Origin of the sequence: Paenibacillus tyrphae, from assembly GCF_024158745.1 — a bacterium.
Lineage (GTDB): Bacteria > Bacillota > Bacilli > Paenibacillales > NBRC-103111 > Paenibacillus_G > Paenibacillus_G tyrfis_A.
Genome location: NZ_JAMZAW010000006.1, coordinates 247,979 through 264,639 on the forward strand (window position 1 = coordinate 247,979; position 16,661 = coordinate 264,639).

The 16,661-nt window shown below is 56.2% G+C and carries 14 protein-coding genes; 9 read left to right on the forward strand and 5 right to left on the reverse strand.

The features are described 5' to 3' along the window. Positions 1 to 1,458 (reverse strand): spore germination protein, encoded by a 1,458-nt coding sequence (locus NI000_RS11510; RefSeq protein WP_253410603.1) that lies wholly within the window; start codon positions 1,456 to 1,458, stop codon positions 1 to 3. A gap of 215 nt (positions 1,459 to 1,673) precedes the next feature. On the opposite strand from NI000_RS11510, the gene NI000_RS11515 reads away from it, so the two are divergent. Beyond that, the gene (locus NI000_RS11515; protein ID WP_253410605.1) at positions 1,674 to 3,962 is read left to right on the forward strand and encodes a putative bifunctional diguanylate cyclase/phosphodiesterase; all 2,289 of its coding nucleotides are present in this window, start codon (positions 1,674 to 1,676) and stop codon (positions 3,960 to 3,962) included. Positions 3,963 to 4,014: 52 nt separating this feature from the next. Here NI000_RS11515 and NI000_RS11520 read toward each other — a convergent pair whose 3' ends face one another. Beyond that, positions 4,015 to 6,198 (reverse strand): 5'-nucleotidase C-terminal domain-containing protein, encoded by a 2,184-nt coding sequence (locus NI000_RS11520; RefSeq protein ID WP_253410607.1) that lies wholly within the window; start codon positions 6,196 to 6,198, stop codon positions 4,015 to 4,017. 157 nt (positions 6,199 to 6,355) lie between these two features. Between NI000_RS11520 and thyA the strand changes: the two genes are divergently transcribed. The 6 genes from thyA to NI000_RS11550 all read left to right on the forward strand — a co-directional run bounded on the left by thyA (position 6,356) and on the right by NI000_RS11550 (position 11,401). After that, positions 6,356 to 7,150: a thymidylate synthase gene (thyA, locus tag NI000_RS11525; protein WP_253410609.1), complete on the forward strand. Its 795-nt coding sequence runs from the start codon at positions 6,356 to 6,358 to the stop codon at positions 7,148 to 7,150. Positions 7,151 to 7,446: 296 nt separating this feature from the next. Next, positions 7,447 to 7,947, forward strand: coding sequence for a dihydrofolate reductase (locus tag NI000_RS11530; protein ID WP_309247888.1), 501 nt, complete (start codon positions 7,447 to 7,449; stop codon positions 7,945 to 7,947). Positions 7,948 to 8,050: 103 nt separating this feature from the next. Then, positions 8,051 to 8,368, forward strand: coding sequence for a hypothetical protein (locus NI000_RS11535; RefSeq protein WP_253410611.1), 318 nt, complete (start codon positions 8,051 to 8,053; stop codon positions 8,366 to 8,368). Between the two features lie 282 nt (positions 8,369 to 8,650). After that, complete coding sequence (locus tag NI000_RS11540) at positions 8,651 to 9,628, forward strand: LacI family DNA-binding transcriptional regulator (protein ID WP_253410613.1); 978 nt, start codon at positions 8,651 to 8,653, stop codon at positions 9,626 to 9,628. A 124-nt stretch (positions 9,629 to 9,752) separates the two neighbouring features. After that, positions 9,753 to 10,085 (forward strand): PadR family transcriptional regulator, encoded by a 333-nt coding sequence (locus tag NI000_RS11545; RefSeq protein WP_216792645.1) that lies wholly within the window; start codon positions 9,753 to 9,755, stop codon positions 10,083 to 10,085. After that, positions 10,082 to 11,401: an FtsW/RodA/SpoVE family cell cycle protein gene (locus tag NI000_RS11550; RefSeq protein WP_253410615.1), complete on the forward strand. Its 1,320-nt coding sequence runs from the start codon at positions 10,082 to 10,084 to the stop codon at positions 11,399 to 11,401. Before NI000_RS11545 ends, NI000_RS11550 begins: the two co-directional genes overlap by 4 nt. Before the next feature lie 59 nt (positions 11,402 to 11,460). Here NI000_RS11550 and NI000_RS11555 read toward each other — a convergent pair whose 3' ends face one another. Next, positions 11,461 to 12,405 (reverse strand): ABC transporter permease, encoded by a 945-nt coding sequence (locus NI000_RS11555; protein WP_253410617.1) that lies wholly within the window; start codon positions 12,403 to 12,405, stop codon positions 11,461 to 11,463. After that, entirely contained in the window at positions 12,398 to 13,423 is a 1,026-nt protein-coding gene (locus NI000_RS11560; protein WP_253410619.1) for an ABC transporter ATP-binding protein, read from the reverse strand. Before NI000_RS11560 ends, NI000_RS11555 begins: the two co-directional genes overlap by 8 nt. 566 nt (positions 13,424 to 13,989) lie before the next feature. Here NI000_RS11560 and NI000_RS11565 point away from each other — a divergent pair. After that, the gene (locus NI000_RS11565; RefSeq protein ID WP_253410620.1) at positions 13,990 to 14,676 is read left to right on the forward strand and encodes a zinc dependent phospholipase C family protein; all 687 of its coding nucleotides are present in this window, start codon (positions 13,990 to 13,992) and stop codon (positions 14,674 to 14,676) included. On the opposite strand, the gene NI000_RS11570 is transcribed toward NI000_RS11565, so the two are convergent. Next, positions 14,624 to 15,487, reverse strand: a complete 864-nt coding sequence (locus NI000_RS11570) for a helix-turn-helix domain-containing protein (RefSeq protein WP_253410622.1) — start codon at positions 15,485 to 15,487, stop codon at positions 14,624 to 14,626. The genes NI000_RS11565 and NI000_RS11570 overlap by 53 nt on opposite strands. A gap of 139 nt (positions 15,488 to 15,626) precedes the next feature. On the opposite strand from NI000_RS11570, the gene NI000_RS11575 reads away from it, so the two are divergent. Then, a complete protein-coding gene (locus NI000_RS11575; RefSeq protein WP_253410624.1) occupies positions 15,627 to 16,496 on the forward strand; it encodes a phytanoyl-CoA dioxygenase family protein in 870 nt (289 codons plus the stop codon). Positions 16,497 to 16,661: the final 165 nt, after the last annotated feature.

A 16,661-nucleotide genomic window follows, 5' to 3' on the forward strand; every position in this document is an offset into this window, starting at 1 on the left:
TCACCTTTGTTTTTTAGAGTAGCCGGCCGGGCCGTTCTTGAGTTTAGTCCAAGGCGCGCGCACCATGGCATCCTTCCACTGACTGAAGACAAGCGGGGCAAACGGCTGCATATAAGGGACGCCAAACGAGTGAAGGGTGACGAGATGCCAGTAAATCAGAAATACCCCGATAATGACGCCGAACAGACCCAGCGCCCCGCCGAGAAGCATGATGGGAAACCGCAGCAGCCGAAACGAGAGCCCCAGCTCGAAATGCGGGATAATGAACGACGCGATGCCTGTCATCGATACGACGATAACCATGGGCGCGGAAACGATGCCGGCCTGAACGGCCGCTTGGCCGATGACGATCGCTCCGATAATGGACACCGTCTGGCCGATCGGCCTCGGAATCCGGATACCCGCTTCGCGCAGTCCTTCGAAGGCGATTTCCATCATGAGCGCCTCCACCAGGGCGGGAAAAGGAATGTTTTCTCTGGATGCCGCGATGGTCGTCAGCAAATTGGCCGGAATCATCTCCGGATGGAACGTCGTTACCGCGACATAGGTCGACGGCAGCAAAAACGAAATGACGGTGAAAAAATACCGGATCCACCGGATCCAAGTGGCGGCGAAATAGCGCTGGAAATAGTCCTCCGCCGATTGCATCAACGAAAAGAAGGTGACCGGCGCTACCAGAGTTACCGGCGTACCGTCCGCAATTACGCCGATCCTTCCTTCCAGCAGCGCCGCAGCAAGCGTATCGGGCCGCTCCGTGAACTGAATCTGGGGGAAAGGCGAATAAGGCGCCGATTCCAAATGCTCGGCCAAGTAGTTTATCCCAAGAATGCCGTCCAGCTTGATGCCGTCGAGCTTTTCGCGCACGTGCTTCAGCAGACCGGGCTTGAGCAAGCCTTCGATATAAACGATGCAGACGGCGGTTTGGGTATACTCTCCTAAAATGTGGCGCTCAATCTTGAGCGAGGGATGCTTGATGATATGCCGCAGCAAGGATAAGTTCGCATCCAAATTCTCAATAAAAGCTTCCTGCGGGCCGACGATGACATTTTCGTTTTTCGGCTCAGTGACGGCGCGGCTTGTATATTTTTTGACCGGAACCAGACAAAGCTCGCGCCTTCCGTGAATCAGCAGCACGGCAGACCCATGCAGGAGGGCCTGAACCGCAGCCGACTCATCCTCCGTTACGGTGACGGGAACGGATAGGAGGGAGCCTTCGCAAAGCAAGGAAAATAAACGTTCGCTTGTTACAGGCTCCGGACGAGGCCGCAGCAGGGCGACGATTTCGGATTGCAGCACCTGGTGATCTACAATCGAGGAGATATAAATCCAAGTGCAGGAAACCGTTCCGCAGGCATGTACCGGTTGAACAACCACATCGGCGCATTCGCGCAGCGCTTGCTGAATCCGGAGCGAAGCTTCGGTCGAGGCGTCGTTGGAAGGCTTCAAGGCGGTTTCCATCCCCTTATACGCTTTGCCATTTATTTTCATCCATCCGAATGATTTCTATGCGGGATGGCAAGGTATGGCTATTTATGTGAGTAATTAGTGCTAAAGAAATAGTTCGAATTACCCGATGATTAATTTATAATCAATTTATACATATAAGGCTAGACTTGTATAGCGCTTCCCTTGGCATCAACACGCGATACAACAATGAGATGAGGCGGATGGTTATGAACTGGATCGCTTGGCGTAAACCGATGATCGCGGTGATAGCGGTCTATTTTGCGGTATTCGCCGCAGCAAAATGGGGCTTTGGGGCGGGCGGGCGCTTTTTCCTGCTGTGGGAGATCATTCCGCCTGCTGCTTCGCTTGCCATGCTGCTGCGGACTTACCGGGCCCATCGGGGCAACACGGGAACGTTCTGGCTGCTGATGACTGCGGGCGTCTGCTTCTATTTGCTGGGGCAGCTAGTCTGGTCCCTCTATGCCTGGGTGCTGCTGGTTCCTCCCCCGACGATCAGTTTGGCCGACCTGTTCTGGAACCTGCAGACCGGGCTGTTTTTTGCCGCTTTGTTTTATTTGTTGTTTCGGGAAAAAAGCATCTCTCAAGGCATTCGATTTCTCTTCGACTGTATCATGATCCTGCTGATCGTCGGTACGGTCAGCTGGGAATTCGTCATCAGGCCCAATCTGCAGGCAATGCTGTCCGGTCCCGACGGGTTCGGTCAAGCGGCGGTTCTGTCGTACCCGATAACGGATTTCGGGATATTGCTTTGCCTGTTCGTTCTTCATTTCGCATATACGCCTTTGTTCGACCGGCGGGTGCTTGCCTTGATCACCTTCGGTTTCGTCGTCTTTATCGGCGGGGATACGATTTATGTGCTCGACGTGATCTCGGGGAAATATCAGGCAGGGCAGTGGTACGACCTGCTGTGGAGCGCGGGGCTGTTCGCATACGGCTTTGCGGGCTGGCATGCTTCCCACCCCCAAGACCGGCCTGCGCCGAAGGCGCGCTTCGTCTCCGTCGCCCGTCTGCTGCGCTTGCTTTTTCCTTACGCCGGATTCGCGATCTTATTCTTATTGATGCTTCGCCGTATCGACAAGCCGGACGCTGTCGTGGCAGGAACGGCCATGGTTACCGTCCTGATCTTGGTGCGCCAAATCTCCATGCTTCTGGAGAATGAAAGGCTGGTCAACCGGCTCAAACAAATGCTCGAAAAAAGCGAGTTGCTTGCATCCCATGACGACTTGTCCGGGCTTCCGAACAAGCGTTTGTTCGAACGGAAGGCGCAGGAAGCGATCGATAACGCCTCGCAGGGCGGACAGCCGCTTGCGGTGCTGTTTCTCGATCTGGACCGCTTCAAATACATAAATGACAGTCTGGGCCATGTGACGGGCGACGAATTAATTCGTCAAGTGGCGGAACGGATTCGGCGAATCGTTCCGGAGACGTGCATCGTTGCGCGCCAAGGGGGCGATGAATTTACAATCCTCACGGGGCCGCTGGTATCCTCCCGGCAAGCGCAAGCGCTTGCGGAATCGATTCTTCGGGCTGTCGCCGAGCCTTTCAAGGTAGGGGTTCACGAGATTCAGACCTCAACCAGCATCGGCATTGCGGTCTACCCGGAAGACGGCCAGACCATAGCCGACCTGATGAAGCATGCGGATGCGGCCATGTATCAAGCCAAGGAGCTTGGCGGAGGCCGGTTCCGGTTCTTCACGCCGACGCTGAAGGACGGCATGCTGAGAAGCATCCTGATGGAGCGGGCGCTGCGGCATGCGCTAGATCATAACGAGCTGTTTCTGTGTTACCAGCCGCAAGTATGCTCTAAAGATTTGACGATCGTCGGGGCGGAAGCGCTGCTGCGCTGGAGGAATGCGGACGGGCAACTGGTGCCGCCTTCCGACTTTGTGCCGCTCGCCGAGGATACCGGCTTGATCGTGCCGATCGGCGATTGGGTCATTCGGACGGCGTGCAGGCAAGCCGTCGAGTGGGAGCGGGCAGGGAGGCCGTCGCTGAAAATTGCGGTGAACGTCTCGCCCAGACAGCTCGTGCAGGACGGCTTCGTAGATAAGGTGGCCGGTATTTTGAAGGAAACGGGAATGGCTGCCGGCCGGCTGATTATCGAAATTACGGAAGGCGTCGCGCTGCAGAATACGAAGGAAACGACCGATACGCTGCTGCGCCTTAAAGCGTTGGGGCTGCAAATCTCGATGGACGATTTCGGTACGGGGTATTCGTCGCTCGGCTATTTGCGGACATTCCAGGTCGATTCGCTCAAAATCGCGCAGTCGTTCGTCGGAGAAATGGCCGAGAACGAAGGGCATGCCGGCATTGTCAAAGCGATTATGGCTATGGCCCGGAGCCTGAATTTATCGGTCGTGGTCGAAGGAGTAGAGACGGAGGAGCAGGTGAAGCTGCTTCAAACGATTGGCGACTGTACGATACAAGGCTATTACTTTTATAAACCGCTGCTGCCTGACGAATTTTCCGCTGTACGGGATAAGGTGAAGCAATAAAACCCGCAGACCTGGACGAGCCAGGTCCTGCGGGGTTCCTTGTGCAGCGGGGTTATTTTTTCAGATCCAGCCGGATTTCGCGGCCGTCGTTCGGCAGGGAGAGCGGCTGGCCGGAAGCGCCCTTCTCCTTCATGTAATCGACCCAGGCGTCCAGCATGATCTTGCCGTCCTTCCAGTCCTTCACTTCGGCGAACGACGTGAATCCGTCCCCGGAGCCGGTCGACATGAAGTCGTTGGTCGTCACTTTGAAGGTACGGCTGTCGTTCAGCTTCCCGTCGGCATAGATCGGGGTGCCGTCCAGCAGCGTAATTTTACTATATTTCTGACCCTGCGGCTTCGTGTTGTCCCACTCGACCTTCAGACCCGAGAATTGCATCGCCGGCAGCTTGGAATATTGGTCCGTGACCTCAAGCAGCGTTTTGATTTGGGCAGCGGTCATCGTACCGGTCCGGTTGTAGTTGCCGAACGGCAGCACCTCGAACATCATGCCGTAGGTTACTTTGCCAGGCTCGATATCCGCGCGCAGCCCGCCGATGTTCGTGAAGGCGATATCGGACTTCTCGGCCCAGCGCATCGCGTCGGTGACGGAGTTGCCGATCGGTGTCACACCGTCGCGCACCTGATTGCCATTTGCGTCGTAGCGGTAGGAGCGGGTCGTCCATTTTTCGGAGGCTACGGCGATTTGCTTGTTGGTTTGCTCGGCAATTTTCGCTTGGTAGTCGGCGACCGTTTTTTGCACGTCTTTGTTCGCGGTCGTCAGATTCGTGTACGTTTCCAGCAGGCTGGCGTTGGAGGAAACGACTTTTTTGCTGTCCTTATCGACATAAAGCTGAATGTGGCCGACGGCGTACAGCCAGCTTTGCGCTTCGACCACCGGAATGTGGTTCACGATCCCCGCTACGCGCTTGTGGGAATGGCCTCCGACGATCGCGTCCAGCGTGCCGTTGCCCGTCCCGTTCGCCAGATCGACGAGCTCGCCCATAATTTGCTGCGATTTGGCGTCCTGTTCGCCCGGCAGGTGGGAGGTCACCATGACGATGTCGGCTCCTTTGGCGCGCAGCTCAGCGGACAGCTCCTTCGCGTATGGAACCGGATCGGCGAACGTCAAGCCTTCGATGTTGGTGGACTTGGTCGTCGTCTTGGTCTGCGGCGTGGCGAGGCCGATAATGCCGACCTTCAGCCCGCCCTTCTCCACGATGGCGTAAGGCTGCGTCCAGTCGACGCGCTTGCCGGTTTTGTCTTCGATGATGTTGGCTCCGAGAATCGGGAACTTCGCTTTCTTGATATTGTCGATCAGCGTGTCGCGGCCGAAGTCGAATTCATGGTTGCCGATGGCGGCGGCGTCATATTTGACCTGAGCCATCGAATCCATGACGGACTGGCCGTTCGTCGTATTGGAGATGAGCGTTCCTTGCCATGCGTCTCCGCCGTCTACAACGACCGTGCCGCCGGGATTGACCGAACGGAAATCGTCGACGATGCCGCCGAGCGTTTCGATACCGCCCTGCGCCTGATTGCGCTTCTTGTCGAAGCCCACTTCGATATGGCCGTGAATGTCATTCGTGGTAAGAATATCGATAACCTGGAAAAGGACCGGTTTCAGCGCCTTGACCGCTTCGTCGCGGGTCACGGAACCTTTCGGATCGAAATTGCCGTCCAGCTTCGGCTCAAACAGGCCGGCGAGCGCACCGTAAGCGACATACGGACGGGACGCTTCGCTGATGGAGGCAGCGTCTTTGAAGTAGCTAAGCACGTTCTGGTTTACTTTCGGCGCCTGGCCTTTGGTGAGCGCGCGCACGACGAGGACGGCCAGCTCTTCACGGGTCACCGGACGGTTCGGCTCGAAGAGGCCGCTGTCGCCCTTGGATACGATGCCGGCGGCGACGGCGTTGGTAACGGCTTCAAGCTGCCACGCCTCCAAGTCGGAGAAAGACTGCGCCGATTTGTCACTCTTCGTCAGCTTGGCAGCCCGGTTCAGCATAGTGACGAGCTCCGCGCGGGTCACCGGCCGGCTGCCGCGCAGGTCGGTATCGTTTGGATACCCTTCCACCGCGCCTTTCTCGAAGGCCAGCTGCATGTCCGTTTTGGCCGGAGTCGAAGCGGCGGCTTTGGTCGCCGTCGCCGGTTCGGCCGCCAGCGCGTAAGGGATGCCTGAGAGTCCGGGCGCGCTCAGCAGCGAGGCGGAGAGCACCGATAGGACGGCGGTTTTTTTCCAGTGGGACGAATGCTTGGTCAAATGAATTTCCTCCTAAACCATGGTTATATATGGGAATGAGTCTATTATAGCGGATAATTGTCATCGCGGTGTGAACGCGATTCATATTTTTTTTTGATGAAGCGGGCCTTGAAAGTTTGCTATAATAGAACGATCACGAACGATCGAGGTGCGACCGATGCAAAAATATTTAGATCTACTGCAGGACATCATGGCGAACGGGGTGCGCAAGGAGGACCGGACCGGAACGGGGACCATCTCGGTATTCGGGCGGCAGCTCCGGTTCGATCTATCCGAAGGCTTTCCGTTGCTGACGACGAAAAAGCTCCACATCCGCTCGATTTTGCACGAGCTGTTGTGGTTTTTGAGCGGGGACACGAATATCCGCTACTTGCAAGAGAACAGCGTCACGATATGGGACGAGTGGGCGGATGAGAACGGTGACCTTGGGCCGGTCTACGGCTCGCAGTGGCGTTCGTGGCCGGCGCCGGACGGAAGGAGCATCGACCAGATTGCCAAGCTGATCGAGCAGATTAAGCGGAATCCCGATTCGCGCAGGCATCTGGTCAGCGCTTGGAACCCCGCCGAAGTGGACAACATGGCGCTGCCGCCTTGCCATTATGCGTTCCAGTTTTATGTCGCGGACGGCAAGCTGTCATGCTTGTTCAACATGCGTTCGGTCGATACGTTTCTCGGGCTGCCGTTTAACATTGCAAGCTATGCGTTCCTGACGCATATGATGGCGCAGCAGTGCGATCTGCAGCCGGGAGAGCTGGTCTGGACGGGCGGGGACGTGCATATTTATGCGAACCATGTGGAGCAGGTCAATCTGCAACTGACCCGCGAGCCGTATCCGCTGCCGCAGCTTGTGATCAAGCGGAAGCCGGATTCGCTGTTCGATTACCGGTTCGAGGATTTCGAGATCGTCGGGTATCAGAGCCATCCGTCGATCAAAGCGCCGATTGCGGTATAACGAGAGCGTACGGGGGCATCATGAGGCAAAAAGGGCGCTTGCGGTTCGCAAAGCGGCAGAGTGTTGGGAAACCCTAAAAGTAGAAAAACTGAGACAAATAGAGGTGGGGTATAACGTCCGCCTTTGAAACCCGTGAAAATACCGCAAATTCTAATCAAGTTCACGGGTTTCAAGAGCGGCTGGAGGGATATACCCCACCGGCGTATGCGGAGAATTTCTACGCGAAGCGGGTTTCTCAACAAGCTCGGACGCTTGCGATTAGCAAAGCGGCATACTATACGCAAGGAGAGGTTCGCGTGACGATTTCTTTCATACTCGCGATGGACGAAGCCCGCGGCATCGGCATTGACAATGATCTGCCGTGGCGTTTGCCGGCGGACTTGGCTTATTTCAAGCAAACGACGAAGGGACATACGGTGCTGATGGGCCGCAAAACGTTCGATTCCATCGGCAAGCCCCTGCCCGGACGGCGCAATGTCGTGCTGACCCGGGACGACCGATTTACTGCGCCGGGCTGCGAGGTGGTCCATTCCGCGCAGGAGGCGGCCGCCGACTACGGCCGCGGCGGAAGCCGGGCTTCCGAGGAGCTGTTCGTCATCGGCGGCGCGGAGGTGTACAGGCAGTTGCTTCCGTTCGCGGACCGGCTGTACATTACCGAGATCGCGCACCGGTTCGCGGCGGATACGTTTTTTCCCGAGCTTGAGCCCGGCGAATGGCGCGAGGTGTCGCGGCAGCGCGGCGTGAAGGACGAGAAAAACCCGTACGACTACGATTTTGTCTTGTACGAGCGGGTCTGAATGTAACGTATCTCCAAAAAAGGAATGAAGCCAGAGCTTTTCGCGCATCTTAAAGGTTGAACCGTGTGCACATCCCAGCATGATTGAGAGGAAGATGCCGAACATGACACAGGTCAACCAGCATCAAATGCCGATCCAGCATGTGATCGACAACGCGGAGAAAGCGATCCAGGTGGCCAAGGATGCCGAAATGGCCGTCCGCCACGCGCAGCTTCAGTCCGACCCGCACAAGCTGTCCTCTGCGCTTGCGCAGCTTGAATCGGCGCATCAGGCGCTGGCGAAGGCGCAGAGCCAGATGGCGGCGCAGGACCACGAGCATCACGGACAAGAGCTCGTGCAGGTGCAGGACCAGTTGAACCAGGCGCAGCAAAGCTTGGACGTGGTCGCATCGAATACCGAGCAGCCGAAGCAAGTCCGCTGACCGGACGCAGGTTGCGCCGCTCTGCGGTAATTAGGCGAAAAAAAGCACAAGCACGCCGGTCAAATTCGGCAGAGCTTGTGCTTTTTGTATGTTATGGAATTTGCAGCAATTCGAGGCCGTTTATATCGGGACGCTACCGTTACGCCTGCAAGTGCTGTCACGCCGGTAGAAACGATCCCTTGAACCGAGTGTAATGTGTGGAATGCATTTCATAGCAAGCGTTTTTTTCTATGAAACGCGATGTGTTACAATACAGCTAATGAAGGGGAGGAGCGGACGGCTATGGCAAACATTAAAGAAATTGCCCGCATGGCAGGCGTTTCGGTCACGACGGTCTCCCGCGTGCTGAACCGCCACCCGTACGTGAGCGAGGACAAAAGGGCCGCCGTGCTGGAGGCGGTGCGGAAGCTGGACTATGTGCAGAATTTGAACGCCGTCCATTTGATCAAAGGCAAGACGTCGATGATCGCGGTCGTGCTCCCTTATGTGGATAATCCGTACTTGAGCTCGCCGGTGGAAGGCATCTTGAGTGAAGCGAACCGGAGCGGGTACCGCGTTGTCCTCTGCCAGACGAACTACCGCCCCGAGGAAGAGCTCAAAGTGCTCGAAATGCTCAGAATGAAGCAGGTCGACGGCGTCATTATTACGTCGCGGACGAATGATTGGGATGTGATCAAGCCTTTTTTGGCTTATGGTCCGATCGTTGTTTGCGAGGACGCAGGGGACGAGCCGCTGTCCTGCGCCTATATCGACCACTACCGCAGCTTTGAATCGGGCTTGCGCTATTTGACGGCCAAGGGACATCGGCACATCGCTTGCTGCATCGGCAGGCGAAACAGCAGCACGAGTCTGGCGCGGGAACGCGCCGTCCGGGAAGCGCTCGCTGCCGTGCAGGAGCCGCTGCGGCCGGAGTGGATATTCTACGACGCGCTATCGATGGAAGCGGGGATGGAGGTCGCGCATCGGCTGTCCGGCATGAACCCGCGCCCGACGGCGGTGCTGGCGGGTACGCATCAGACGGCGGCGGGGCTTGTCGCCGAAGCGCGCAAGCTCGGGCTTCGCGTACCTGATGATTTGGCGGTGATTGGCTTCGATAACCATATGCTCGGCCAGTTGCTCGACATTACTGCGGTAGAGCAGTCGAACAAGGACGTGGGCCGCGCCGCTTTTCAAATGCTGTACCGCTATATCGCGGAAGACCTGTATGAGGCGGAGAAACAGGAGCTGCCGGTCCGGCTGGTGGAGCGGTCAACGGTTTGAGGCGAGCGGAAGCTGGACAAGTAGAGGAGAGCCAGCTATAATAATACCTAGAATTACGATATATAGATTTGCGATGTATAAATTCGAATGACAGCATAGGCATGGAAAGGAGGCGCACTCTGCTATGAAGCTCAGCAAGGAGCTGCTGAAAGGAAGCACCGGCACGATGATTCTTACGCTGCTCGGGCGGCGCAATATGTACGGGTATGAATTGATCAAGGAGCTGGAGAAGAGCTCGGGCGGAATATTTTCGCTGAAGGAAGGGACGCTGTATCCGATTCTGCACGGCATGGAGGCGGAGCGCTGGGTCGAGGCGTACTGGGAGGAAGCTCAGGGACGGCAGCGCAAATACTACCGCATCACCGAGGCCGGCAAGCGGCATCTTCAGGAGAAAACGGCGGAGTGGAAGCAGTTCCGCGACGCGGTCGATCTCGTCTTGGGGGAGGGAAAAGCATGATCCGTGAGCACGAGAACGTGCGGGATTATTTGAGTAGTGTCTGCTCGCAGATTCGGGTGAGAGAGCTGCATAAGGACATCCGGCGGGAGCTGGAAAGCCACTTGGAGGAGCTGGTGCTCGATAAGGAGGCGGAAGGCGCGAGCCGGGAGGAAGCGGTCGCTTGGGCGATTCGGCAGATGGGCGACCCAGTCACGGTTGGGCGGGAGCTGCACCGCATTCACAAGCCGCGGATGCATTGGGGCTTGCTGCTCGGTTTGATCGCCTTTCTGGGGCTGGGGGTCTTCGCGATGAGCAGCATCGAGTCCAGCTATGCGGTGATGCGTTCCAACGGCCTAAAAGGAGTTGATTTCGCAATTCGTAATATGTTTTTTATCGGGGTGGGAATGCCGATTTTATTGGTGTTTTATTTTATGGATTACCGGAAGCTGAAGGCTTGGTCGCTCCTTATGTATTATCTTGCCGCTGGCGGTATGCTTTACGTGCTGCTGTTCGGACATCAGGTGAATGGGGCGAGAAGTTATCTGTCCATTTGGAGATTTTCAATAGATTTGGCTAGCGTCACTTCTTATTTATTTATCGCTGCTGCGGCCGGATTGCTTCTCGATTGGCGGGGGCAGAAGCGTCATTTTTGGCTGAAATCGATGCTTGCTTTTGTTCTCGTACCGGTCATGCTCTATGCGATGGTGCCTTCGTTACCGACGCTTCTATTTTATCTGGTAAGCTACGGGATATTATGTGGGGTCGTTACCCGTAAATGGTGGCTTGCGCTGCTGCAAACGGGAGGAACGCTGCTTCTTCTGGGTGGAGCGTTCTTGATCAGGTTTTACTTGAGTCAGCGAGTGTTGGCATTTCTTAATCCCGATAGAGATCCTTCGGGCGCGGGGTATATGTACATCCAGATGAGAGAGGCTCTGAGCAGCGCCGGCTGGTGGGGCCACGGATTCGGAGCGGTCAATCCCAAGCTGCCGTATGTTCATGGTGAACTGATTTTTACTTATCTCGTCTACAGCTTCGGTTGGGGAGTCGGTATTGCGGTTGCAGGTGCTGCCGTTTATTTTGTGGCCCGGATGCTCCATTCGATGGGGCAGATCCGCGAGACATATGGCAAAATGCTGATTGTGGCCGCCACTTCGATCATCGGGGTGCAATTCGGCTATTGCATCGGCATGTCACTAGGCCTGCTGCCGATTACCTCGGTTGTCCTTCCGTTCGTCAGCTATGGCGGAACCCATATAATGGTCGAGATGGCGATTATCGGCCTCGTTCTCGGCATTTACCGGCGGAAGGACATGATCCGCCTCGGCAGGACCTTCTGACGGCAAAATAGACGCCAGTCGCACCCGGCACAGCGGGACGATGGCGTCTTTTTGCATGTCTAAGCGGCTACGTCCCGCTTGCCGAAGATGAAGAACGACAGCGCCATAAACAGCGCAAAATAAGCGAGCAGCATCGTAACCGAGAAGCCGAGGGTCATTCCTTCGATCAGCGGTTTCCCTTTCAGATATTGCGTCAGATCGAGGTGGGCGAACAGCACATACTTGACCCAAGAGTATTCGCGAAGCCCGTGCACGATGCTCGTTCCGACAAAGAGCAGGGCAATGGAGCCGCCGATGGCGAAGGAGCTCGACCGGAACACGGTGGAGATCATGAATCCGAACGTCGCCATCATCACGAGGGAAACGCTGTTCAGCGCATACGTTTGAAGCAGGGAAGCGACCATGCTTTGTTCGACGACCATGCCGTCCCTTACATCGAGACCGGGCTGATGAAGCGCGCCGAGTCCGTAGAAGCCGATGCCGAGAAGCCAGCTTATGGCGAAAACGGAGACCAGCAAAAATAAAGCAAATCCGAGAGATGCGATATATTTGCTTAACAGTACTTTCCACCGTTTGGCCGGCCGGATCAGGATGAGCTTGATTGTACCTCCCGAAAACTCCCCGGCGACGTTGTCCGCCGCTACGACGATCGTAAAGATCGTGATCAGCGTGATTAGGCTTGTTCCCAGCGTGACGGGAGTCCACAAGCTGCGTTCGTTGACGGGAATGTCGTGCTCGATGGCATACCGGTCGCGAAGAATGCTTTCCTGAAGACGCTGCTTCTGTCCTTCGCCCACCCGCGCGTCGCTTATCATCTGCTCCGTCTGCTGAATGTTTGCTGCGAGCCGGGTTTTCCAGTCCCTTTGATCATTCGGCTTATCCATAAATTGGACAGTGGACAGGAGCGTCATAAATACGATCAAGCTCGCGGCCATCACCCAGGTTCGCCATCGGCGGAAAATTTTCATCGATTCGTTCTGCACCAAAGGCATCAGCCTAAGCATGCTGCTCCCCTCCCGTCAGCTCCAAAAATTGTTCCTCCAGCGTCCGGCCCGAACTGCGGACGCCGTACACTTCGATGCCGGCTTGCACCAACGTGCGCACAACAGAGGGGATGACCTGTCTGGCAAGCCTGCCTTCGACTGCGGCTTCGGCCGTCCCGCTGCGTTCCGGGCCGGTATGCTCGAAGGCTGCCTCCGGATACGAGGAGGCGAGCAGCAGCTGCGCGCTTGCAGGCTCGTTCACCTCGAACACGACGCGGAGCTTGGCGTCCGAGGGCCCGGCGGCCAGCTCCCGTACCGGACGAACGTCGATCAACTCGCCTTGGCGGATGATGGCGACCCGGTCGCACATGAGCTCCATCTCGGACAACAGGTGGCTGGAAACGATAATCGCCAGCCCTTCCGTCCGGGCCAGCCGCCGCAAATAATCGCGCAGCTCCCGGATACCGGCGGGGTCCAGGCCGTTCGTCGGCTCGTCGAGGATCAGCACCTTCGGACGGTGCAGCAGCGCTTGCGCAACGCCTAGCCTTTGGCGCATCCCGAGAGAGTAGGTGCGCACCTTATCGCGAATCCGCTCCTTCAAGCCGACCAGCTCGGCGACTTCGTCGATTCTGGCTTTCGTCACGCTCTCGTGCATCCTCGCAAAGTGCAGTAAATTGTGGTAGCCGGACAAATACTTGTACATCTCCGGATTTTCGACAATAGCCCCGACGCGCTTCATGGCGTCTTCAAACTGCCGCTTGACGCTAAGGCCGTCGATCAGCACTTCCCCGCCCGACATTCCGATGAGACCGACGATCATGCGGATGGTCGTCGTTTTCCCTGCACCGTTCGGTCCGAGCAGACCGAATATTTCGCCAGCCCGCACCTCCAGATCAAGCCGATTGACGATCGCCTTTCCCCGGATCGTCTTCGTAAGCCCGCGAATTTGCACTACGGGCGGCCGGTCCCTCCATGCCCCGGAACCCGTTTGTTCCGTCGGGAGCTTTTTTTCTACAGCATGCTCTGCCTGCCTGTTCAAACCATATCCCCTCCGTACGATATCCTTCCGTTCGGAATTCAGTATAGCCGGGACATCTTAATAACTAGCGGAGGAAATTCTTAACAACATCTTAAATTCAGGAGGACTGGGAAAAGGGTACAACGACGAAGAGGACCGGAGCAGCCCCCGGTCCTTACTAAGCTATATCAATGGTTAAATGTGTACATGTATCGGAATCAGAGCGGCTGCACATGCTGGTAGGTCACAATCAGAGCGAACGTGAGCAGCAGACTTAAGAACGCATATTTCAGTTGCCTCAGTGTGAAATTCATGAGCTTCCCTCCCTTTCCTAGCCTGTGAGATTCATTGTAGCGCAGGACAATAGGTCTTGGTGTTAAGATTTTGTAACGATGCGTCTAGCGGTCCCTTAGCCATCGGGCCGTAGATAGTCGTCATTACCCGTCCGACTGTCTGCCTGAATCATAGCGGCAAGGTGAATAGTTAAGTAATTTAATTATCAGCGATTCATCATCCGATTGCAATTGAAGTAAATGGAAGAAAAGGAGACGATTGTTTTGTAGACGCTAGAGAAGGAGAGAGGGAACATGGGATCGAGAATCATGCATTACTGCATATCCAATCGAATTGCACAAAAGCTTTCCATCGAAAACCGCAGCGATTTTTTGATTGGCGGGATTGCGCCGGACGGTCTTCGTGAAATGAACCATTCCAAAGAGGTTACCCACTTTGTTGAAAGAGAGTCAACGGGGAGGCGCCGCATAAACTATTGGAGGTTTGTTGAAAAGTACAAAGAGCGGATACGGGAGCCTTTTTACTCGGGCTATTTATGTCATTTGATTGCGGATGAAGTGTGGTCGGCGGATACGTATTTTCAAAAGGTGCGGTCGTTGTCGGCGGAGGAACGGAGCGAAGCGCGGAACATGAGCTACAGAGACTTTCGGAGACTCAACGGTGTCATTATTGCGCGATATGGGCTGCAGCGGGACCCGCATCCGATTCCCGAAGTAGCCATGGACGAAATCAGTGCGGAGTCCGTTGCGTCATTGCTTGACGATTTGGACAGAGATTTCAATTTCGACAAAACCGCGGCGCACGAGCCACTGGAGTTTCTGCGGCATGACGAGGTTTTTCACTATATCGAAGTATCGGTCAACCGTTGTGCGGCCTTCCTGCTTGAGCACGTGATGGAGCCCAAAGTTAGCGAGCCTCGGCCGGCTGCTAGCCCAAATCCCGCGGCAGACTGTTCCGGCTGCGGAAAGCCGTCGGACTGATCCCGTAAAAGGCGGCAAACTGCTTGGAGAAATAATGGATCGAATCGTAGCCGAGATTGTCCGAAATGGATGTGACCGACTGCCGGCTTTCCAGCAGCAAATTGGCCGCTTTTTTCATTTTCATCCGCAGCAAATAGTCCTTCGGGGTCATGCCGGTTTCCTGCTTGAACAGCTTGTAAAAGTACGATTTTTTCAGCCGGCATTTGCGGCACCATTCCTCGAACGAATAACGGCGCTCCGGGTGGCGCTCCATCTCCTCCATAATTTGCAGAATGCGGTAATCGTTCGGCGCAGCGCTCTTGATGCTGTTGTACCAGCGCAGCAGAAACGCGCGCATCAGTGCCCCCGTAATCGATTCTACATAATAAGGAGCGTCCTCCGATCTGGCGATTTGCACGAACAGTTCAATCAGATGCGGATAGGGGCTCAGCGACGTTTTGGTCGGAAATTCATCGAGCTCGGGGCAATGTTCCTGCCGGGTCAGCATCGACCGGTCGGGCGGATCGGGATAAAAGGCGAATCGCGGCTCCGGAACCGGATGCCGCTCCCATAAATCGCAGTAAATGTTATAGGAATCGAGCGGAAAGCCGGGCTTATGATGAAATGAATGCACCTGTCCCGGGCGGATGAAAATCAGGGTGCCTTTTTCCACGGAATACGTGACGTTGTCCACGACGATATCTCCGCGGCCGTCCATAAACAGGTGATAGGCGAACGTATAGCCGACTCTTGTTCCTTCATGCTCGCCGCCGTTATACGTATAGGGAGCCGCCGAACGCACATGCGGAGCGATTTCTGCCAAATCCTTCATCACGGGTCCCTCCGGACGTTAGATTCTCACGAATAGCGGAATTTTGTACAAATCGATGGAAGGCCTTTCAAATACATGCCCAACGTCCTAATGATACAATAACCCCGACAAAAGAAAAAGCGCAGGAGGCTGGAAGGCGATGGAGGAGCGGAAACGGACAGGCGGCAGTCTGACGCAAGCGCAGCTGGACCGCTACGATAAGGAAGGGTATTTGGTGCTGCCCGACTTGCTCTCCGAAGAGGAGATGGCCGCCGCCCGGGAAGCGATGACCGCGAAGGTATCCATGATTGCGGATGAATTGCACGCGAGCGGAATGATCCCGGATAAACTGGACGACCGGCCGTTTCCGAAGCGCCTCGCCGAGCTGTTTCGCGGGCTCACCGATCAAGACTTTCTGCGGTTTGGACGCAGCTGGCGCGACCGAATTCCCGGATATTTTCACCTGATGAGCAGCCCGCGCATCTTGGATGCCGTCGAATCGCTGATCGGCGGCGAAATCTTCTGCAATCCGGTCTACAACGTCCGGCCGAAAGTTCCGGGCGTCGCCGCAGGCGCGGTGCCCTGGCATCAGGACAAATCGTATTGGCCCGACGCCAATGCGAATCCGGTCATTACGGTGTGGATCTCGTTCGTCGATGCGACGCTGGAGAACGGCTGCCTGCACCTGAAGCCGGGGACGCACCGGAAGCGGCTGCTCGAATGGCACCGCGAGAGCCATACCGGCACCGGCTATACGGCGCTGGAGGACCATCAGCTCGGCAGCCGCGAAACGGTCGCCCTGCCCGTCAAGGCGGGCACGGCTATTTTGTTCAACGACCGGCTGCTGCACATGTCCACGCCGAACCGGTCGGATGAGGTGCGCTGGAGCGTCGATTTGCGCTACCAGCCGACGGATCAGGACCCGATGTCCGCGCACGGGGCAGGCTTTCTCGCCCGCAGCCGGCTTTATCCCGAAAGGGTTGCCACCTTGCAGGACTGGCTGCTGGAGAAGACGGAGCACGCCGTCTAGTCAATCCTATCAATCAAGCTGCGGAGCGGCTTCAGAGTGTTGAGGAAGTGGTCGTATAAAAAATAGAGAAACATACGTGGGTGGGGTATCTACTGGAGGAGCGGTAGCGTTCGCCTTTGTCTGCGGGAAATACCCGCTGTTAAGCGGCTCCAATCAAAATTTCCC